The organism is Bacillus sp. 37MA (assembly GCF_000372765.1).
Taxonomy (GTDB): Bacteria; Bacillota; Bacilli; order Bacillales; family Domibacillaceae; genus Domibacillus; species Domibacillus aminovorans.
In genome coordinates, this window is the sequence record NZ_KB889752.1 from 1,484,463 (window position 1) to 1,505,893 (window position 21,431).

At 36.2% G+C, this 21,431-nt stretch carries 17 protein-coding genes and 2 pseudogenes; 9 read left to right on the forward strand and 10 right to left on the reverse strand.

The window, feature by feature from the left end; all coding sequences use genetic code 11:
* The first annotated feature begins 1,258 nt into the window (after positions 1 to 1,258).
* The 5 genes from A3M5_RS0108440 to A3M5_RS26110 all read left to right on the forward strand — a co-directional run bounded on the left by A3M5_RS0108440 (position 1,259) and on the right by A3M5_RS26110 (position 5,932).
* Positions 1,259 to 2,863, forward strand: a complete 1,605-nt coding sequence (locus A3M5_RS0108440) for a spore germination protein (RefSeq protein ID WP_018393321.1) — start codon at positions 1,259 to 1,261, stop codon at positions 2,861 to 2,863.
* Between the two features lie 11 nt (positions 2,864 to 2,874).
* On the forward strand, positions 2,875 to 4,023 hold the full coding sequence (locus A3M5_RS0108445; RefSeq protein ID WP_018393322.1) for a Ger(x)C family spore germination protein: 1,149 nt from the start codon (positions 2,875 to 2,877) through the stop codon (positions 4,021 to 4,023).
* Between the two features lie 24 nt (positions 4,024 to 4,047).
* Complete coding sequence (locus A3M5_RS0108450; RefSeq protein ID WP_018393323.1) at positions 4,048 to 5,130, forward strand: GerAB/ArcD/ProY family transporter; 1,083 nt, start codon at positions 4,048 to 4,050, stop codon at positions 5,128 to 5,130.
* A 305-nt stretch (positions 5,131 to 5,435) separates the two neighbouring features.
* A complete protein-coding gene (locus tag A3M5_RS26105; RefSeq protein WP_231373230.1) occupies positions 5,436 to 5,672 on the forward strand; it encodes a DEAD/DEAH box helicase family protein in 237 nt (78 codons plus the stop codon).
* Positions 5,673 to 5,719: 47 nt separating this feature from the next.
* Positions 5,720 to 5,932, forward strand: coding sequence for a hypothetical protein (locus A3M5_RS26110; protein ID WP_227431880.1), 213 nt, complete (start codon positions 5,720 to 5,722; stop codon positions 5,930 to 5,932).
* Between the two features lie 83 nt (positions 5,933 to 6,015).
* On the opposite strand, the gene A3M5_RS24645 is transcribed toward A3M5_RS26110, so the two are convergent.
* The 5 genes from A3M5_RS24645 to ftsZ form a co-directional block, all read right to left on the reverse strand.
* The gene (locus A3M5_RS24645; RefSeq protein WP_231373276.1) at positions 6,016 to 6,147 is read right to left on the reverse strand and encodes a sporulation histidine kinase inhibitor Sda; all 132 of its coding nucleotides are present in this window, start codon (positions 6,145 to 6,147) and stop codon (positions 6,016 to 6,018) included.
* 414 nt (positions 6,148 to 6,561) lie between these two features.
* Positions 6,562 to 7,200, reverse strand: a complete 639-nt coding sequence (locus A3M5_RS0108470; protein WP_018393326.1) for an HD domain-containing protein — start codon at positions 7,198 to 7,200, stop codon at positions 6,562 to 6,564.
* A gap of 116 nt (positions 7,201 to 7,316) precedes the next feature.
* A complete protein-coding gene (locus A3M5_RS0108475) occupies positions 7,317 to 8,240 on the reverse strand; it encodes a LysR family transcriptional regulator (RefSeq protein ID WP_034298530.1) in 924 nt (307 codons plus the stop codon).
* A 342-nt stretch (positions 8,241 to 8,582) separates the two neighbouring features.
* On the reverse strand, positions 8,583 to 8,747 hold the full coding sequence (locus tag A3M5_RS25775) for a hypothetical protein (RefSeq protein WP_018393328.1): 165 nt from the start codon (positions 8,745 to 8,747) through the stop codon (positions 8,583 to 8,585).
* 417 nt (positions 8,748 to 9,164) lie between these two features.
* Entirely contained in the window at positions 9,165 to 10,190 is a 1,026-nt protein-coding gene (gene ftsZ / locus A3M5_RS22650) for a cell division protein FtsZ (protein ID WP_018393329.1), read from the reverse strand.
* 441 nt (positions 10,191 to 10,631) lie between these two features.
* On the opposite strand from ftsZ, the pseudogene A3M5_RS26115 reads away from it, so the two are divergent.
* Positions 10,632 to 10,801: pseudogene (locus tag A3M5_RS26115) on the forward strand (IS6 family transposase); the annotation flags it as partial.
* A gap of 248 nt (positions 10,802 to 11,049) precedes the next feature.
* Here A3M5_RS26115 and A3M5_RS22655 read toward each other — a convergent pair.
* A pseudogene (locus tag A3M5_RS22655) lies at positions 11,050 to 11,877 on the reverse strand (protein-glutamine gamma-glutamyltransferase).
* Positions 11,878 to 12,160: 283 nt separating this feature from the next.
* Between A3M5_RS22655 and A3M5_RS23720 the strand changes: the two are divergent.
* The 3 genes from A3M5_RS23720 (at position 12,161) to A3M5_RS25780 (ending at position 14,479) form a co-directional block, all read left to right on the forward strand.
* Positions 12,161 to 13,570 carry a sensor histidine kinase gene (locus A3M5_RS23720; protein ID WP_018393333.1) on the forward strand — a complete coding sequence of 470 codons (1,410 nt, stop codon included), beginning with the start codon at positions 12,161 to 12,163 and terminating at the stop codon, positions 13,568 to 13,570.
* Positions 13,571 to 13,877: 307 nt separating this feature from the next.
* Positions 13,878 to 14,309, forward strand: coding sequence for a MarR family winged helix-turn-helix transcriptional regulator (locus tag A3M5_RS0108510; protein ID WP_018393334.1), 432 nt, complete (start codon positions 13,878 to 13,880; stop codon positions 14,307 to 14,309).
* 2 nt (positions 14,310 to 14,311) lie between these two features.
* Positions 14,312 to 14,479, forward strand: coding sequence for a hypothetical protein (locus tag A3M5_RS25780; RefSeq protein WP_018393335.1), 168 nt, complete (start codon positions 14,312 to 14,314; stop codon positions 14,477 to 14,479).
* Positions 14,480 to 14,675: 196 nt separating this feature from the next.
* On the opposite strand, the gene A3M5_RS0108525 is transcribed toward A3M5_RS25780, so the two are convergent.
* The 4 genes from A3M5_RS0108525 to A3M5_RS0108540 form a co-directional block, all read right to left on the reverse strand.
* A complete protein-coding gene (locus tag A3M5_RS0108525) occupies positions 14,676 to 15,842 on the reverse strand; it encodes an MFS transporter (RefSeq protein WP_018393337.1) in 1,167 nt (388 codons plus the stop codon).
* A 401-nt stretch (positions 15,843 to 16,243) separates the two neighbouring features.
* Complete coding sequence (locus A3M5_RS0108530) at positions 16,244 to 16,426, reverse strand: hypothetical protein (RefSeq protein WP_018393338.1); 183 nt, start codon at positions 16,424 to 16,426, stop codon at positions 16,244 to 16,246.
* A gap of 311 nt (positions 16,427 to 16,737) precedes the next feature.
* Entirely contained in the window at positions 16,738 to 19,923 is a 3,186-nt protein-coding gene (locus tag A3M5_RS22665) for a biotin/lipoyl-containing protein (protein WP_018393339.1), read from the reverse strand.
* Between the two features lie 38 nt (positions 19,924 to 19,961).
* On the reverse strand, positions 19,962 to 20,654 hold the full coding sequence (locus tag A3M5_RS0108540) for a hypothetical protein (protein ID WP_018393340.1): 693 nt from the start codon (positions 20,652 to 20,654) through the stop codon (positions 19,962 to 19,964).
* Positions 20,655 to 21,431 lie beyond the last annotated feature (777 nt).

Sequence of the window (21,431 nt, forward strand, 5' to 3'; positions counted from 1 at the left end):
TGTAATTCATCCGGGAAACGTAACTTTTTTCATTCTGGTCAACCTTAATAGCGAGTTCCAACATACCCTCCTGCATGTTCTATCTCCTTTCGCTGCCACCCGATGAAGATGAATCTTAGATGGTCAATTACTTCTTGTCATCTTCCATCGGGACGTCTGCTGTAAGTATCCCGTTACTCTACTCCAGCTCTTGTTGGATTGTATGCGCTATCAATTTTATCCCATTGGATTGTATGCGCTATCAATCTTATCCTGGTGAAGCAGCGTTAAAAGCTCGTAAGCCTCGCGCCAATTACTTCTTGTCATCTTCCATCGGGACGTCTGCTGTAAGTATCCCGTTACTCTACTCCAGCTCTTGTTGGATTGTATGCGCTATCAATTTTATCCCATTGGATTGTATGCGCTATCAATCTTATCCTGGTGAAGCAGCGTTTAAAAGCTCGTAAGCCTCGCGACAATTACTTCTTGTTTTTCTCACAACCTAATCAATCATCTGTCGGACGACATCTTTTAAACCACAAGGGATAGGCCAACCTCCTATAATGAATTATCGCCCTTGTCTTTTATTATGCAATTATCGTGCCAAACCGACAAACTATTCAATCTTTTTGGACTATGAAGTGGAGCAACGTTTGAAAGCCCGTAAGCCTCGCGACAATTACTTCTTGTTTTTCTCACAACATAATCAATCATCTGTCGGACGACATCTTTTAAATCACAAGGGATAGGTCAACCTCCTATAATGAATTATCGCCCTTGTCTTTTAATATGCAATTATCGTGCCAAACCGACAAACTATTTAATCTTTTTTAGGATTATGAAGAGTACTATTATTTAATTAGTGACTTAGAGAAGTTTTTTTCTATCTCACACCATAAAAAAATTTATTTTATTTATTAGAAAATCGTAAATCAACATTTTATTTGTATTATAAATTTATTAAATTCTTTATCAAAATTGTTCAATTGAACACATTTTCGCTGAACAATTGAACACTTTTTTTGAACACTTTTTTGAACACTTTTTTGCATTCAGTCTGGATATAAGGTTTAACCATGATCAAATTTGGAAAGGTTAGGAAGTGTTCAAACATCGTGGAGTCCAGATGGGGCTAATACCAGCGTCACTATCATAAATCGCAAACACATGATAAAAAGAGGTAAATGAACATCTTGTTGATGTGATACAACATTTATTGAATAAAATATCGCAGTTCAGCAAAAAATAGGAAAAATAAACATACATAAGGTGCTGGACTATGATATTGCAAAAATTGATAAAAAAAATCAAATTTCAAAAAATGATGAAGGATAAAAAGAGTTCGGAGCCTAAAGATGAAAAAGGTCCTCAGTCCATCTCGATTTCGAAAAATTTGCAGGATAATCTCCATCACATTCAAAATATTTTAAGCTCTAATGCTGATCTTATTATTTGTAAGTTTACCTTTGGTAAAAATAAAACCGAAGCGTTTATTATCAACATTGATGGAATGAGTGCAGCGAGCGCTATTAATGAAAACATATTGGGTGCATTAATAAGGGATGTAGGGAAGTCGTTTGATGACAAAGAACTCAGTATAGACAGTATTAAAGACGGCGCTTTAAACATGAATGATGTATCAAAAATAAGTTATATGGAAGAGGCCATTGAAAGTATATTAAACGGCGATACTGTCCTTTTTTTGGATGAGGAAAACATGGCCCTCCAAATTGGAACAAGTGCATGGGAACACAGAAATGTTGAACAATCGGCTTCTGAGAGAGTCGTAAGAGGCTCTCACGAAGCCTTTACAGAATCCATACGTGTCAATACGTCACTTATTAGAAGAAGAATTAAAGACCCAAATTTGAAGATAGAGCAGATGAAGATCGGTCGGCGTACCCGAACCACTATAGGGATTATTTATATCCATAATCTTGCGAACGATAAAATAGTGGAAGAAGTAAAGCGACGCTTAAAATCAATCGACACCGATGCGATCCTGGAATCAGGCTACATTGAAGAGTTTATTGAGGATGCGCCACTTTCTATCTTTCCGACAATCGGGAACACAGAGGTACCCGATAAATTCTCTGCTAAAATATTAGAGGGTAGAGTCGGCATCTTGGTCGATGGTACCCCAACAGCTTTAACAGTACCTTTCCTGTTTGTTGAATGTTTTCAAACCGCAGAGGACTATTATTCCGGTTCTTTTCTTTCATCGCAATCCCGATTGCTTCGATTTTTGGCATTACATGTCAGCGTATTTTTACCTGGGATTTACGTTGCATTGACCACCTTTCATCCCAATATTATTCCTAAACCGCTATTGCTCACAATATTAACAACTCGTGAGAATATCCCCTTTCCTGCTTTCGTAGAAGCATTTATGCTGATGATTATGTTTGAAGTAATCAGAGAAGCCGGAATTCGTATGCCATTAGCCGTAGGGCAAGCTGTTAGTATCGTTGGAGCCTTGATATTAGGTGATGTAGCGGTTAACGCCGGGGTAGTTAGCCCTTTTATGATTATCGTTGTTGCGTTAACTGCGATTATGGGTTTTCTTATACTGCCGCTTACCGATCCGGTTACGTTGTTAAAATTTCCAATTCTCATTTTAGCTTCTACATTCGGGTTATTCGGTATCATATGGAGTTACATCTTTATTGTCATTCACCTTGTTTCACTTCGTTCTTTTGGTTCGCCATACATGTCGCCGCTCATGCCGTTGACTTTAAAGGATCTCAAGGATGCCTTTATAAGAGTCCCCTGGTGGCTAATGAAGACAAGACCCCAAGCAATCAGCTGGAGAAATTCCCTAAGGGAGGAAGAAGATCTAAAGCCTGAACCACCCTCAAAAAAGACTGTAGGTGACAATAAATGATGATCAGGAGGATGGCTTTTATTTTGTTACTCATAATGTCATTCCTCGTCGTGACAGGATGCTGGGATCGAGTTGAATTAAACGATCGTGCGTTCATTATTGCCACTGGGATTGATAAGGATCAAGAAAGTGGGAAAATGGTGACTACGTTACAAGTCATCGTACCTGAAAAAATTGACACAGCTACAAATAAAGGAGGCGGGGAAAATGCAGCCGTACAGATTGTTTCTGCCAAAGGGAGTACCGTTTATGAAACACTCCAATACATAAAATTTGAATTAATGAAGAAACCTTATTTCCAGCATAATCGCATACTCGTTATTGGCGAACAAGCGGCTAAAGAAGGAGTTACTCCTTATTTGAACTTTTTTATGCGAACGAGGGAAGGTCCGGAACGATCTGTTATTTTAGTTTCCAAAGGAAATGCAAGCGAAATTCTTCGTTGGCAAAGTGATGTGAAAAAGATTCCAGCTGATTACATCGAGAGCTTAGTACATGGAAAGGATATCTTTTCAGTGACCTCGACGGAGAATATTCATGAATTTATGCTTAAGATTTCGGGTAAAACAACCTCACCTTATACTTCAGGTATTGAAATTCGAAAAAATGAGGAGAGCGGAAAAGAAGAAGTTAAAGTTACTGAGACAGCAGCTTTTAAAAAGGATAAATTAGTAGGTTGGTTGAACTTGGAGGAAAGCAAAGGGATGCAATGGATCAATAATGAATTTGGTACTGGGATCATTGAGACCGGATACCCCGAAATGAACAATAAAAACATTATTTTAAAAATGATCAAGTCACATACCGAATTGAAACCTAAATTAAAGGATGGAAAAATGATCATGACTCTCGAAGTGAAAGGGGAAGGAAATATCGAAGAACTGAAAGGAAACGTAGCAGTAAATTCTCAGAAAGTTATTGGTAATTTAGAAAAAAATATATCCACTGAAGTCAAAAATGAAATTGAAAACTGTCTTAAACAAGCGCAAAAAACATTAAAAACTGACATCTTCGGTTTCGGGGAAGCCATCCACAGTAAATACCCAAAAGAATGGGAAAAAATTGAGGGGCATTGGGATGATTATTTTCCTGAGATGGATGTAGAGGTTAACGTGAAAATAAAAATCAGAAACACTGGCATGCTTATTGAACCTATCTAAGCACTTTGAAAGAAGGGGATCGCCTTGTATAAGGAGAAAATATCCGCTAATCAAGCTCTGATGTTAGTTTTGGCAGGTGGTGTGGGAAACATTTTTGTCGTTATAGCTGTACCTGCTATTAAAGATGCCGGAAGAGATGGTTGGATTTCGGTCCTATTGGCGTATGGTATTGCGGCTCTCATCGGCCTTACATTGATTCAGTTGGGGAAGAGATTTCCCGATAAAACGTTTGTTCAGTACCTTCCGATCGTCATAGGGAAAATCCCTGGAAAAATCGCAGGATTGTTCTATATTATCGCTTTTTGGGTGATGACCGCGCATATCTTGCGAGTAGCGCTTGAGTTGATGAAGTTTTTTTTGCCAGAAACGCCCTCCATTTATATTAGCATACTTATGTCCATTTTAATGGTGTATGTAATGAAAAAGGGCTTTGAGGTTTTTTCCAGGACCGCTGAATTCTTTTCAATCACGATGATTGTTCTCATCGTAATCCTCATACTTTTCATTTTGCCGGATCTAGAATGGACAAACTTGGCTCCTGTCATGGAAAACGGCGTGATGCCTGTTATTAAAGGATTGCGGACACAAGTTCCCTATGCGGCTGAGACCATCCTATTTATGGCAATCTGGCTCCCTTGTTTAAATGACGGAAAAAAAGCGACAAAGGCCTTGCTTATTGGTATGTTGATTTCTGGGATACTTCTTACTGCTCTAGTGGCTGTGAATATTGCCTTTGCCGGAATTGACTTGACGCCTAAACAGCTATATCCTGTATTTTATATATCTAGCTATATTCAAATCGCAAACACATTTGCAGGATTCGAAGCTATATTTATGACCTTATGGTTATCGACCGCCTATTTGGCACTGCAGGTTTTCTTTTATCCCCCCGTTGTTGGATTGGCCCAATGGTTAAATCTGAAGGATTACAAGCCATTGATTATTCCAATGACCATTGTCATCATCGCATTGGCGACCGTACCATCCAATGTGATCGAGGTCCTTAAAGTGGATACTCTAAAGAATCCATATGTGATACTACCCTTGAGCTTATTGATACCTTTTGTCTGGGTAGTATCAGTAATAAGGAAGCTAGATGAATCTTAGGTTCTTCATAGTTGAGGCAATGGAGGTATAGGGAAAACGAATCCTAAAGCCAATGTCACGGAAAGTCCGAATCCAATGAGCAATATGATCGAAAATGCCCAAAGTTCTGCCCGCGCGTTAGCTCGTACCAGCTTTGGAACTTCAAAATAAACGATTCCAGCGAAAATTACTACAAGGATAACGATTTTCAACATCGATGACATCACCCTTTCAAGAATATCTATGCTTAGGTACAGATATATAATCTTCGCACAACTGATGAAAAATATTCATAGAAATGATTTGGTATAAGTTGGGGTGATCATTTGAAAAGCAAAATAAACCAGTTGTTTGAGGATCAAAAGAGTGTTCATGTAGTGTATACCTATAAAGGGATGGATACATACATTGAACAGGCTGTGAGTTATATCAAAGATGGGGTGATCGCGGGAGATTACGTTATTTTTGTTGAAAATGAACGTCTTTACTCTATTATTCAACCCGCAGTTATCATCCTTCCACGATCGTTGATTGCTTTAATAAAACGGTACAACCATACCTAGAAAATAAACTCTCTTTCCAGGCATGGTCACACGTGGAGTGGGCTACTATGACTGAGCCGCTACATCTAATAAAAGAACTTGAAAAAATAATAGACGAAGCTGTAATGCTACTGTCATTTCCATTAATTTGTGCGTACGATGGAGAGAAAATGCCAGACTATCTCCAAACACTTTTGTTGGAGACTCACCCTTATGGTTTACTAGAGGATGAATTCATTATTTCCGAACAATACCAGCGATTAAAAAAGGAGCAAGCATGATGAGACTTCTTTTTTGATTAACAAAGTGATAAAAGGAAGTCGACTTATGTACGCGAAACATTGAAAAAAAGGAAGTCCTTTTGCTATAGTTTTTTAGAAATAGAAAGATTTCTCTTTTGAATTTCTGTTTTTAGGAGAGAAATAAACTCTTTATTTACATTGAGCTCAAAGGCTCTATTATATGCCTCTATTAAGTCTTTATCTGTGATGTGCATCAATTATTCATAGCTACTCCTTGTATAATAATATAATTTCGTTACTACCACGGTGTAAGTAGTGTAAAACATAGATGTTCCGCCATCCGACTTCATTGGTTTTTTTTTTGCATATTCCATTCACAAAAAAAGCCTGCGTTTATGCAAAAAACTGTACCGGTTGAAGATAAAACAGGCCCAAAAAAACAATAGAACCGCTAACGTATAGAATTTGCATAAGGACAATTTGGCTCATTGTTAAAAACGTTGATACAGCAAGGTTAAAACAACTTTAATGTTGGGGTAGCGTCAGTAAAATACGGATTTACAACGTTTAAGAATCCAAAAAATAACCCTGTATAAATGAATATAGGGTTATCAGACTTTTTATAAATGGTCAAACCTTCTACCTCGTTACGTTGTCATTTCTGTTTCTTATTCTGACCATGGTGAATGTAAGATACAATCACAGAAATTCTTTCGTTTGTAGTTTGGTATAAAGAACTCACATACGTCTGATTTAATATTGCCAAAAGTAGTTTCCGGCTTATGCTTAAAACCCTCATAAAATGCTGGAATAATTTCTTGTTTGAAATTGTTACGTGGGAAAGCTTTTACAATTTCTTCACGCAAGGCGACTGGAAATTGTTCAAAACCGTCCCCCATGACATCTAAACCAACGCCTGAATAGAGTAGTGCCACTTCAGACTCTTTATGTTCTGCGATACCAATTGTGGTATGTAATGCGATAGTATCCCATACAAGACGAATCGACTCAGCTGGAACTTGATACTGCTGTAAAAAACTTCTCGCTGCATTTGCACCGTCTACTTCAAACCGTAAATCTGGACTACTGTACTTTTTGGTCAAGCCTAAATCATGGAATAATGCACTGACATATAGCAACTCTAAATCATAATTCAGCTTCGCTTTTTTTCCGTTGGTTGCACCAAATAAAAATACACGATTTGAATGATTCCACAACAAATCGTCCCCATGCTCTCTCAAAATATCTGCTGCATCTTTCGCCAATTGAGAATCCGGAATTTTAATACCTGCTATTTCTTGAATCATATTTGAACATCCCCTTTACAATTTGATAGTACTCATCTTCATGAGCTTGTCTTCATTGTAAAGATGGTTTTATTATTTTCCTATTCAATTATTTCTATAGTAATGATAGAAAAAAACTATAATATGGAATTTTGTAAAGAAGCTATGGCATCTTCCTCTGTGTGAAAACGAAGCTTTTCGATTTCACGTACTAATAACTCAATATACTTACGTGCCGCATAATTGATAAAGCAATTCTTTTTCAACACAAGATAAACTTCTTTAGTCAAAACTGGATTTTCAATATATTGAAAAAATAAATCCTCTGTATCATAAAATTCATACAATGTACGCGAAACAATACTACGGCCAATCCCGCTTCGAACTAGTTTCAAGATAGATTCAATACTAGACGTTTCTACAATGGGCTCTAATTGCCTGCCAATCTCATGGCTCGTTTTATCAAGTATTTTTCTACATTGATGCATACCGGGAAATAAAATAAGAGGGCCATCTAAAACAGAAGAAAATGAGATCCTCTGCTCTCCATTACTTTGATTACTAATCAGATAAAATTCTTCATCATACAATTTCGTCACCTGTAATATATCATATCGATTGAATTGAAAACCAATACCGAAATCAGCTTGATTCTCTAAGACAGTCTTTTCCACTTGATCGGTACTTTGAACGAATACTTTAATGTTAGGATATAATTGATTAAACTGAATACACAAAGTAGATACCAAATCAGTTATTTCTCCTGGTAACACAGCAATTTTCAATTCTCCAATTTCCACTTTCATAAATGCCTCAATTTGAGAGGATATACTTTGTAGGGAACTTTGAATATTTAATGCTTCTTGTTGTACAATTTCTCCCACCTTCGTAAGTTCAATCTTCTTACCTATACGGTTAAAAAGTGCATATCCTACCTTTTGTTCAAGCATTTTAATTTGATGGCTTAAGGTTGGTTGGGAGATACCTAATTTTTCAGCAGCTTTTGTAAAATGAAGTTCTTTACTAACCATTAAAAAATATTCTAAATGTCGTAATTCGATATTATTTCAACCCTTTCTAATGAAATTATTATTAGCACTCTACTATAATTATTAATTCTCCACTAATAATCCATTTTTTCCTGTTAGGTGTTCCTTTCCTTTGCACCGTTTCACTCCCTTTGGATCATCATATCTAAAGAGGATGAAACGGTGCAACTTTTTTATAATCAGTATGTCCAAGATTTAAAGATGATTTGCAACTGTCCCTAAGTTTTTGCACCAGAACCAAAAAGTTCTGTAGAAATTTCTTTCCACAGAACTTCCTCATTTATTGTCTATGTTTCATTTTTGGTTTATTAAGCTCAAAATAAGTTTCATATGCATGTTTCTTTATAGTAGAGATCATGCTTTTTTAAATTCATTCACAAGATTTTCGCAAATATATCCAACTATATGTTCTCTAGTGGCTGTCTCTTCAATATCTTGATTTCCAATTAAATCTTCTATAATTTGATTTACTTTACTCCATAATTCAGTGCCTTCGTGGCTTTTATACGAATGATTCATTATTTATCACCTATTTCTTATTTTTATTCTTGCTTCCAATTGGGCCAAATCTGTGCATTAAAAAATATTGATCTTATCGTGACAGATCGCTCAATACCTTTAAATGTAGCAGAGAATTATAGTAAAGCTAACGTTCGAATTCTATCACCAAACTGAATTGGAAAGATTCAATAACTCATTGGACTTGAGCCCATAACTTGAACACATCGTACGGACAGCCTTTGCGGCTAAAAGATGAAATGATTTCTTGTTTTTTAAGCGCCTGGATTCTAATTGATGATTCTTTTTTCAGTTGCTTACACTTCTAGCACACTATCACTTGGTGGCCTCTATGTAATAAAATGGGTCGAGACCTACTCCATTGCATAGAGGAATCACTTTCTCCCACAAACATTTTATTCATATAAAACCGTCTATTTAGGCTTGTGGCTGTGGCTTTGACATTCCTGACGTTGAAGGACGGGAAGACGACGGTTTTAATGATGGCATCTCTTGATCATTGAAGCCAGTAGCAATAACGGTTACTATAATTTCATCGTTTAAGTTTTCGTTAACGACAGAACCGAAAATCATGTTTAACTCGTAGTCTGAAGCAGAAGCAATAACATTTGCTGCCTCTTGTACTTCATATAGACTTAAATTGGTGCCGCCTGTGAGTTTCATTAGTACACCTTGAGCTCCATCGATGGATGTGTTAAGCAACGGACTGGAAATGGCTCTTTTTGCAGCTTCAACAGCGCGGTCTTTACCTGTTGCCCTACCAATACCTATTAAAGCAGTTCCTTTATTGGACATAATCGTTTTCACGTCAGCAAAATCAATGTTGATTAAACCTGGTACGGTAATTAAATCCGAAATACCTTGTATGCCTTGGCGAAGGATATGATCTGCTTCACGGAATGCTTCAAGCATGGGTACATGTTTATCGATAATCTCCAATAAGCGATCATTTGGAATAACAATTAATGTGTCCACCGCTTTCTTCATTGAGGCAATTCCGCCCGCCGCTTGTGTTGCACGCTTACGGCCTTCAAACGTGAACGGACGTGTTACAACACCAATGGTTAATGCACCAAGCTCACGGGCAATTTGAGCAATAGCAGAGGCTGCCCCCGTTCCCGTACCGCCGCCCATTCCGGCTGTAACGATTACCATGTCTGCGCCTTTTAATGCTTTTTGGAGCCTCTCTTTGCTTTCTTTAACTGCGTATTTACCTACTTCTGGATTTGCACCTGCTCCTAAACCTCTTGTCAATGTTGCACCGATTTGTATCTTGATCTCTGCTTTTGATAAATTAAGAGCTTGTGCATCTGTATTAACAGCAATAAACTCTACGCCTTGAACTCCGTGCTCGATCATACGATTAACGGCGTTGTTTCCTCCGCCACCAACACCGATTACTTTAATGTTAACTAATGGACTTACACTTGTATCAAACTCCATCTTATCGTTCCTCCTAGTTCATCGTAATTACCTTGTTTCAAACTATTCAAAGAAATATCTGAAGCATTAATTCATTTTATTCGAAATGTTTTTTCTTTTGTTTTGATTTAGCAGGTTGTTAGGTGACTGACTCTTTCTCAACAATTACTTCTTCTACTGGCTGACTTCACTTGTATTAAATACGCTAAATGAGACTGTTCAAAAGCGCGAAACAACTAAAGTTCTCTTACACAGCGATCAAGGTTCTGTATATACGTCCTATGCCTATTTAGGATTTTATCTAAAGAAAAAGGCATTGCCATTAGCAGTCCCATAAAGGAAGCTGCTTTGACAATGCCTTTCATTGAATCCTTTCACTCCTCGCTAAAGTTGGAAGGATTCTACACCCTAAAAAGGGAATCTTTACTCTATTTTAAGGTAGTACAACGTATAAATCAATATATACATTCTTTTCATCATTCTGAGCCTCGTGTCGTGACAGTCGATAAGAATCGGACTTACCCTATAGCAGTTGAAGAATTGAGAAAAGAAAAAAGAGGTCATTAGGCATCCAAATAAGGCAAGTGAACTTTCTCAATAACATAGTGGAACAAGTTCATCGGTTTATTAAAATTTAAAGAGTAATTTCAACTGTCTTGAAGTTTTTGCACCAGAATCCAAATGACCCCGGTATCCAATATTTCAGTAAGAATATGTAGACTTTCTAAATCTACCTAAAACAAGTACTTTCATTGAATAACTTTCACAGAAAATGATCAATCTTTTTTCAAAAACAGGTTCTTTTATTTATCGATAAATCAACGTTTTCAGCAGCACCTTAATCGAATTTTATTTTAAACCAACACTTTTGGGTTGGCGATTACAAGTAGAACACATATTGATCAAATGAAATCGAACTTTCACTATGTTGGACGACGATATGTTGATATTTATGATTCGAATAGACTCCTTGTGACATCGAAAGTTTCGCCAAATGTTTAAAAGATGGTCTTGTAACTACATTTGTCAGATAGGCTGATTGCTTTTTCCCCGGCTTTCTCCTTCGATTCAGCGCTTGGATTATTTGTTCAGCTGTCTTTATTCCTACCCCATGTCCAAAATACGTACCATCTCCTAGAATAACGGCATTTTCTCCTCTCCACTGAGGGGTTTGTGGATCGAAGTCCGGATTTTTAAAATAGACAACATCTCCAGGCAAAAAATGGCCTGTATAATTTGATGTTAATCCGAGATCAGGATCAGCATGCCAGCTGTATAAATAGATGTTTTGAAATAATTGATTAAATAAGGATTCGCCTATAAGGTTTAGGACCGCATGGTAATAGATAATGACCATTGCCGTTGCACATTCAAACGCATATTGTGAACTGTTCCTGTAGATATCTTGAATCGCGTCTGATGGTGTTACACCATCCAGCAGGAGGAATCCGCCAGTACGCGTCAAATGCCAATATTGAGGATTACAACGGGATTTTGCAAATACTGCAAACCGCACATTGCTTTGATTCATGGCTCTTGCACTTAATATGATATTTTTTCGCAACTTAAGCTCAAACGATAATTCATCTATAGACTGATACGAGTAAACGGCTGTATCTTCATTCATCTATTGAATGATTATACTTTCAATGCTACCAGACGGCCACATGTCACTTTGTTGAAAGGGCATCCCCGATAGTTGAATCATAATATACCTCTTTTCAAGTTCGTGTATTAATTTACATTATTACCTAGCATATTCAAGCATCGTTTTAATGTGTAGCTTTCATAAATCATCACTGTTAGTGAAAAGAAAAATCCTGCATTTTCACTACAGGATTTTGATCAAACTTTATTACAAATTATTAGTCTTTATTATAAATGTTTATATTAATCATTTAAGGAATAAAATCGACAAAAATTTCGAGTTAATAATAATACAAACGGTTTATACTATAGGTTATATGATTAAAGGAGAAGAATAAACCATCATGAAGTTTTTAAATAGTATCGGATGGAGAATTACGATTTGGCATTCGTTTATGTTTATGTTCATTTTATTCCTATTTAGCGTATTCTTATTTATTACATTTACTGATATGTTAACCAACAAAATTGATTCGATGCTGGCCAGAGAGGGAGGCATGATTGCCTATTCTATTGAGCAGGGATATCCGTCTTCCGAAATCGAAAATTATATGAATGGGTTGCCTGTTTCAGTAGGTGTTAAAAAAGAAGAGCTATACTGGCAAATCGAAAACGACCAGGGCAAAGTCATCGCAGCCTCACAAAATCTGCAGGGTCAACGTATCAACGTATCAGGAACTTTGAAGAAGATTGACGAAAATATCTTCAGCTGGGATCCCGAGCTGAATGGAATACCGCTTCGTGCGATGTCCCTACCACAGATATCACAAAATAAATTGACATACACAATTACGGTTGCTACATATGACAGGATACGGCATTTTGCCATCGATCAGTTGTGGAACATTATTATCATCTGCAATTTCGGATCTGTTGGAATTTCAATCGTGATGGGACGGCTTATTTCAAGAAAAACACTTCAGCCGATTCAGAAAATCATTACCGCTACGAATAAAATTACGGCCACGAATTTGCATGACAGGTTGCCAATTGAAGGACCAGAAGACGAATTGCAGATCTTAGCTAAAACTCTTAATGACATGATTAACCGATTAGAAAGCTCTTTCACCGAAATTCAGCAGTTTACTTCCGATGTTTCTCATGAACTTCGAACATCCTTAACGATTATTCGGGGAGAATTGGATGTCGCATTACATAGAAACAGATCAGAAGAGGAATATAGACGTGTGCTTCATACTGTTTTGGAAGAGGTTATTTATTTGTCTGATATGGCGGAAAAATTCTTATATTTATCGAAAAATACCTCTAATCCAGGTCAGATAGAGCGAAAAATAATAGACGGAACTCTCTTATTGCAATATGTTAGGAAGCATTTATTATCTTTAATTAAGAAAAAACAGATTGAATTATATTTTCACATACCGGATCCATTTATCCTATATGGGGATGAAGATCTCTTGCGAAGATTATTTATCAATCTAATCGAAAATGCTATTAAGTATACGCCTGAAGGCGGAACAGTGGAAATCAAGGCATACAGTAAAGGAACGTTCGTTCATATTGAAGTCATTGATCACGGGATCGGGATTCCTGAAGAACATTTACCTTTTATTTTTCATCGATTCTATCGTGTGGACGATTCACGTACAAGAAGTCAAGGGGGGACTGGATTGGGATTGTCTTTATGTAAATGGATCATAGAGGCTCACAAAGGAACGATTGAGGTTCATAGTAAACCGGATGAAGGAACTAGGGTAATTGTAGGATTGCCTGTTGATGTAGCTTTGAAATAAAGTATGATCAAATCGATACCAATAGCCTTGATTGCTTTGTCCCGTCTCTCTCGTTCGATTCAGAACATGAATCAATGGAAGAAAGAAATCAAAAATATATCCGTAGACACAATGAGTTAAGAAAAAAATGACTTCCTGAGCGCTATGATCCATCAATTGATGATAAAAAATAAAAGGCCCCTTGAATTGAAAAATATCAAGGAGCCATTTTTATTTAGTAAATAAAAATTTACTATAAACAAGAATAAAGATTGATTTAATTTTATATTAGTAATAAAATATTTACTAAAGTGAAGGATGATTATGAATGATTGAAAATATTGCTAAAGAATACATTGCTTTGATACCCAATCTGTTTGGTAGTTTTAATGAACTGAACAAGGGTTCAGTAGAATTATCACATATGCAGAATCATGTAATTGAGTTCATGTATATGCAACAAAGGGCTTTGAATCTTAAAGAAATCAGCTCTGGTTTGGATATAGCAAAGCAACAACTAACGAATATCATTAGTGATTTAGAAGCTGGTGGCTATTTGGTTAAAGGGCCTGATACAAAGGATAAACGTGCCGTCTTGGTATCATTAACACCTGCAGGCAGGGACATTCAAGAAAAAAAGTGGACTAAGATTTATCAAAAGCTTAGCCAAAATGTAACTAAATTAAGTGATGAAGAGCAACTAGATTTAAACTTTGCTCTTCATAAAGTCAATGTATTGTTAAAAAAGATGGAGGATTAAGTATGAGTCAAAGAGAACGAGTTTCAATCATAGGGTTAGGTGTGATTATTGGTGTAGCGTTTGGTTTAATCTATAAAGACATGTACAAATGTTTAATTACTGGTATCGTAGTATCTTCAGCAATTACGGTAATGTTAAGCCAACAAGATAAAAAGGTAAATCGTAAGTGAAATGAGTTCTTACATGGGAGTTGAATAAGAATCTGTTCCGTAACTCTTAATTTTTGACCACCTTCACTGTAATAAACTTGCTCACATTCAGCAGCAAGCTCTTCTTAAAGCCAAGCACCTGTAGTTTCATAATCGACTTTTTTTGCAAACAAATCCACCTCTATTAACATAGAAGTGGATTTGTTTTTAGATCGATTTATATATTTTTATATCTTTTCTTTTCATTTAAATAATCCTTATAGACTAAAACAGCAACAACAATAAAACTTAGACTAATAACCCGAAAGATCATCTCTAAACTGATCCATTCAGCTATAATACCTAATACAAATGCGCTAATTCCGACACCAACGTCAAAACTGGAATAAAAGGTTGCATTAGCTGCGCCACTTTTTTCTTCACTTACCTTTTGAACCGCCCATGTTTGTAAACATGGCATAACAGTTCCATAACCTGCTCCAAATAAAATCGCCGCAATAATAAGATGAAAATCGTTTGTTGCATAAGACAGCATAACAAGTGACAAAAATCCTAACATAGCTGACACGATGATAATAGACCAAGGCCCTTTTTTATCATACCATTTTCCGGTAAACGGACGTAATAAAGTTGCGACCGTCGCATTGATAAGGAAGAATAGAAAAATATGTTCTAAGCCCTTTTGTTTTCCAAAAAGAACTAAGAAAGTAATAATCGCTCCAAAACCAAGTGTTGTAATGACCGCTAGTAATGCTGGAAACCATGCGTCTTTTTCAAAAATCATATCAAAAAATCGAAATAGTTGTTTCTCTCTCTTTACAGGAGCAGGCGAATGTACGAATTGAAGTACAATGACTGCAGATAGACTGAGTATTACGGATGACCAAATTAAAATGTCAAAGGAAAAAGAGTCATATATAAAGATACCTAAACTCGGTGCTATGATAGCCCCTACTGTTGTTGAAATAGAGAAATACCCCATTCCTTCTCCTAATCGTGTCTTAGGAATTAAATCGACTGCTATTGTACTATTGGCTGTTGTTGATACGCCCCACGCAATGCCATGAAAAAATCGTAACAATAGAAACAGCCATACGATATTGAGAAAAGGATAAATAAGTGTAATCATCATTAAAATTGCACTTGCACCAATGGCTAGACTTTTCCGTTGGTTATCAATTAAATAGTATCCTACCAAAGGTCTGATTAATACTGCGCCTATAGTAAATAACGTTGTCACTAAACCCACTTGAATGGAAGAAGCATTAAGACTTAACAAATAGGCTGGCAAAATAGGAAGCAACATTTCAAACCCAATAAAAACTAAAAAGTTGCTGATAAATACAAAAAGAAATGATTTATTAAAAATTTTTTGATTGTTCATATAAAGATTCCTCGCTTCTAAATTTTTTTCTAACTTAGAAGCGTCTGGAACACTGAAACGTTTTTCAATTGCCTTATGTTTTTAGTCAATCGACTCACCCTCTCTAAAACTCTATATAAATTTATCAAAAATAAAAAAGGCATCTCACTCAGATTGCCTCGTTGTTTAAAAATAATAGGCACTTCATTTTCATAATAATTTTTTTAATATATCTTATTTCTCAATTATAATCAACCAACTTTTTTATACAACAATTGTATGTCCAAAATTATCCGTTTCAATTCCTCCATTCTTTTTCATGATACATCCTAACGAGTGATTTTTTTATAAAGCATTTTTGAATTTTGCAAAATGTTATACTTGTATAAAAAAAGGAAATCCCATGGGGATCTCCTTTTTTATCATTTTAAAAGCGTTTGAAACTCAATCTCCGCTTTGCCTGGCTTCTCTGAAAGTTCTTCCTCAATCACTTCTTCAAGGATAGAGGACAACAAGAGATTTTCCTGCAATTCATTGTCTGATTCATTTTGAACATATGGCACACCCGTTACAATGACTTCATGCTCTCTAATGAACAGGTTCAAATTCTGCGGATGTTTCAGCTTTTCCTTTTCTTCATACGCATGGATCGCACGGCTGATAAACTTATCGAGGTTTCCACCTCTTGAACTGAATCATATTCAGTCATTCTTGTAATTCCCGTAGCCTGACAATAAAAAGTAAAACGAACACCTGACATAAGTTTCTCGGTTCTGGTGCAACTGTCTTGAAGTTTTTGCACCAGAACCTAAAAGTCTGCTTTTGATTGTTGGTCCGCCAGCAACCCGTTTACCAGCTGTTGTAGCTTCTGGAAATTTTTAAAAATGAAAAGTTGCATGGATCCTTGACCGAACCATCAGTTCAACTCCACTTTGGTTATTTCACTTAAATAGGCCTCGTTTAAAATCGAGTCTTCATACGCGACGACATATTCAAGAACAGTTGGACTTACTCTTCGAATGTAAACAAAAGCCGAATCATCTACATACTCAATTCGGAGCTTTTTCCGCTGGGTTTGCTTAATACCAAGCTGATTTGTGCTGGCTTCCGGCAGGCTCGTATAGTAAATTTCAAAATCCTCTTCCGACGCATCAATGAATAAATGCCATTTGTTATAACTTTCTTCTCGGTCAATAATCGTTTTAAATTTTCCCTTTTTACCCATACCGAGAAAATACTTGAATTTCGCTTCATCATTCACAGTGTTGTGATCAATAACTTTTATCCTTCCACCTTTTCTGCTCTGTACCAGCCCAAAGGCAACCCCCGTCTTTCCAGTCGGGCTCGCTAGGACATGTCTGTCAACAGATATGCCTTTTTCCTCTTGTTTGAGATAAGCGGCATCTGTCCCTAGTGGTGGAAAGATTTCAAAAAGATTATCAGACAACTCATTCAACTTATGGATGTTCTGTGCTTCTTCTTCTATGAATCTGTTAAACAAATCAATGACGACAGGAGATTTACTTGAATTGCCCGCAAGCAGAATATTTACTTTATTGATTTTGCTGGTCTCCGATCGATCAAAAGCGCGGCGTAAGGAGTCAAAGAAATTTTTGATCCCCTTTTCAATTCTTTTCATGATAACTTGTTCCATTTCCTCTTTATCGACCAGAAGTTCTACATTCGGTTTCGATTGGCCGGCTTTGTCAAATAGGTCTACTCGAATCATTCCTTTTTCAAAATGTTCTTCATACCCTTCATGCCTTTCCCAGAGAGGCCTTAATTCTTCTACCAGTTGTTTTGTATTTAATTTTGATTCTTGTGACTCGTTAATCAATATTTCACTTCCAGGAAATTTCGTGCATTCTAACGGGAGGATAAAGGATATGTTAAGCTCGCGCATCGTATTTTGGTTCTTTTTAAACACTTCGAATGCTAAAAGTTCTAATATATTTTCTCCGCCTAAGTAACGGTCTCCATCCGCTGCGAAATGTTCAATTACATAGTCATATCTTCTTTCCTTAAGGCCAGCTTCACGCCAAATACCAAAATCAAAATCCGTTGTCCCCCCACCAAAATCAAACACGCCGTAAAAAGTTTTTTCATCCTCTTCTGGTTCAAATCCATATTCTTGTAAAGCACAAATGGCGTATGCGGCGGGTTCACTTGCACCGCCCGTTACACGAAATTTTTTCATAATTTCTTCGTCTTGCTGGATCGGAATAGGAAGCGTCTTTTTTAACCCACGCTCAAAACTTTGAAGAATTTTTTCTCTTACCTCTCTTTCATACGTGACAGGGAAAGATAATGTGTAGTCCAGGTAAATCCCATTATGCTGATTGTTGATATATAAACCGAGATAGTAGGCATATAACTCAATGGGGTTGATTTCCTGATCTGTTAAGTTCAAAAAAGATGGCAGTATGATATCATATCCCACCTTGTCTTTTAATCTAAGATGTTTCTTCTTGTCTCCGGCCCATTGCTTTAAATCATTCAGTATTGAATAATAATGGTCACTTTTGCCATTCATTAAGCTATTAAAAGCGGTATGGGAAACGGTGACATCCTGCCACACCGTGTCTGGTCTTCCTGCTTTTTCTTGATAAAGCTCAAAAAAACTTACTAAATCAATAAATTCAATCACTGTAGGGTTTTCATAATGCCAATCTTTTACTTCATCGTTAAAGTAACCAACACCAACACGCATAGGAATGGTGAAATCATTTTCTTCTTGATGAACTACAACTGTACTTTTTGTACCAAAATCAATTCCTATGAGGCCGCCATCTTTAATGTCCATCTTAGGGTTTCTTGCCATTATTTCATCGTTCAGTTTTATAGTTAAGGGTTTCTCTTCAGTAAGGTATGGCCACAAATCCCAATGTCCTCGGTTTGGATCTGTTAACATCTTTTCATCATACCGATCGATGTCAGCCCTTACCTTTTCAGAGTTTAAAAGTTTCTCAAGATATGACTTGGAATCGATACGGGTTGATGAAAGTTCTTCATGAAAGTCATCATGATCTAAGTCCTTTAATCGATATAATGCTAGCAAATAATCATAAGCCTCTTGATGTTCTCCACTTAATTCACTCGGTACTAATCCGTTTTCCAACCATAGATGCAGAGCCATTTTGTCACTGATCTCAGAGCTGTTTTTTCCGTTTAGGCGGAAAATAGGAATAAAAAACCCTTTCCCCAATGATTCGGTTTTTTGATTCACTACATCAAAACTTTTAATGTCGTACTCGTTAAATTTGAATGCAATTGATTTATCTGAATTCGTTGTTGCATTTGTAAAGAGCCTTGAAACGGAAGGGTTTTTACTCATGTAGGAATCGTGTAAGGCTAATATATCCTTAAATATAGGATGATCTCTTGTATCAAAACTTTTCGTGACTTCTTCATATGTCATAGCGTCGCCTTCAAAGCCTGAAAAGTCCAGGTACTTTTTGTAGTCAAAATCCTCGTCCATTAACTTATATTGAGCTCTATATGGAAATAAGGCTGCAATGCTATGGTCATAGACAACGTTTACATTGCTCATATAAACCCATCTAGAGCTAAGAATCTTTTTGATATCTTGAAAAAAGCCCGATTCGTCTGTACAAAAAGTTTCTTCCGCTCTCCGATATAAATGGCTAATTAAGGATCTCATTTCTTTATAGGTCATTGAAATGGATGAAACTGGAATTGTTTGTATGTCAGGTGAATATTGAATCTGCATCTCATTGTTATCCATTAAATGAATAGAACTCCCTCCCGGATTTTTTTCATCCAAACCTGTTACTCTATCAAGGGGTTTTTCAACAGTTATTGCTTTTTTTTCTTCCACTTTCATTAAGGATTCTACTAATGTAGAAGCATCGGATTCCATATTACCTACTACATCACCAATCCTAACTAAAGCTCCTTCAGCTACATATAATTCTTTAAGGATGCCTTCTCTTTCTGAAAAGAGATCAAGACGGATCTCCTCGTTGCTAATTTCTGCTAAATAGTCGCCCATTGCAATATAGTCGCCAGGCTGTTTGTACCATTGCACAAGTAAAACTTCTTCAATACCTTTCTCAAGTTCAGGAATTATAATCGACGTCATCCCAATTTCTCCTTCTTTGTTCTTCTATTTATTATCCGTTATATCTTTACAATTGATTTTTTTATGATTTTACCATTAATGCTTATGTACCCTGGTAGTAGTATTTCCGTGATGTTTCCAGATATTTTGCTATCGCTGGCCCTTATATGTAGATCTTCTCTAAAGACATCATTAATTTGCACTTCCTGCGTTTTATATAAAGGGGTATCAAACGTTTTACTGTAAGCTTGAAAGAAATACCGAAAAATAGCAATCAAGGTTTCTCTTTCGTGTCCCCGACCTTCCATTGCCTCATTTTTAATGAAATCCCATAAAGATGAGATATTTTCGTATTGCACACCACAAAAAATAAAATCTTGCACCGTTGTACCTTTAAAAATTCTTTTTAATGAGTTTCTTGTTTCTTCCGATAAGTGCTGAATAGAATTGTAAAGTTCTTCTGCTTCTTGATAGTCTGCCCTTCTTTTTTGCAATTCATAAAGATAAGAATCGATCTTTTGATTTAGCTCGTTGATCTTGATTTTATAGTCAATGATTTCCCTCTCTTTTGAGTCAAGCTCTTGTTGGAACCTTGCAATTTCTTCTTCTTTTTCTTTCAATAACTTCTTGGTTTCCCTCGGTTGATTAAATGTGTCGGCTTCTATTATTTCATTTATCTTTTCAATGATTCTTTCGTCTTGGAGGGAAATCAGCAGTGTATCAATAAAACAATCATCGGCTTTTTTATTCATTTATGTACTCCTATTAAGGTTGATTAACCAATACTGATATGTTATTTTAATTAAAATATGCCTATTAATATTATATTGAACAAGAACTATTATTTCACTGTGAAAATATACCTCATTGTGTAATAACGGTTGGTTCTTCATCTTGATTCCTAAGTTTGGTTGTGACAAAATTAAAATTATGGATGAAATTACTAGTCCTTCTTTTATCTAATCCCCTTTACCTTTCCCTTCTAATCCTAGTTCATCTTGCGAAACCGAAACTAAGGTGATCAAGTTTTCTTTCATCGAAGGGATTGGGTTATATCCTACTTAGGAAACAGTAGTACCGAAAATCCTTCTTTTGCTGATTACTTTCTTAATGACTTTTGGATTGCGCGAAATAAAAAAATAAAAACAAATAGTATTTAAAGATTAGGGTATTTAACTTTTATTCTCAAAGGCTAATTATCCTTTTTTTATTATCGTTTTTTCGTTTTTCAGCACTAGTAGGCAATCTCCATTCCTTCTGAATGATATTTCATTAACGGGGGCTTTAACAGAAGAACAAACGCAGAAAGAGGACTTCCTCGTGAAGTCCTCTCTTTTTAATATTTATAGCAACAATCTTTAAGAACATAGCCTTTCATTTTAATGATACAAGTAATCTTCAAAAATTAACTTAATACAACTTCTTTCATTTTCCTATTAAACAAACTCCGGTTTTTCCAAATAAATTTTAAGTGCTATTTTGCACACTTAAACATAAAACCCAGCCAACTTCCTAAAAGAAGATTAGCT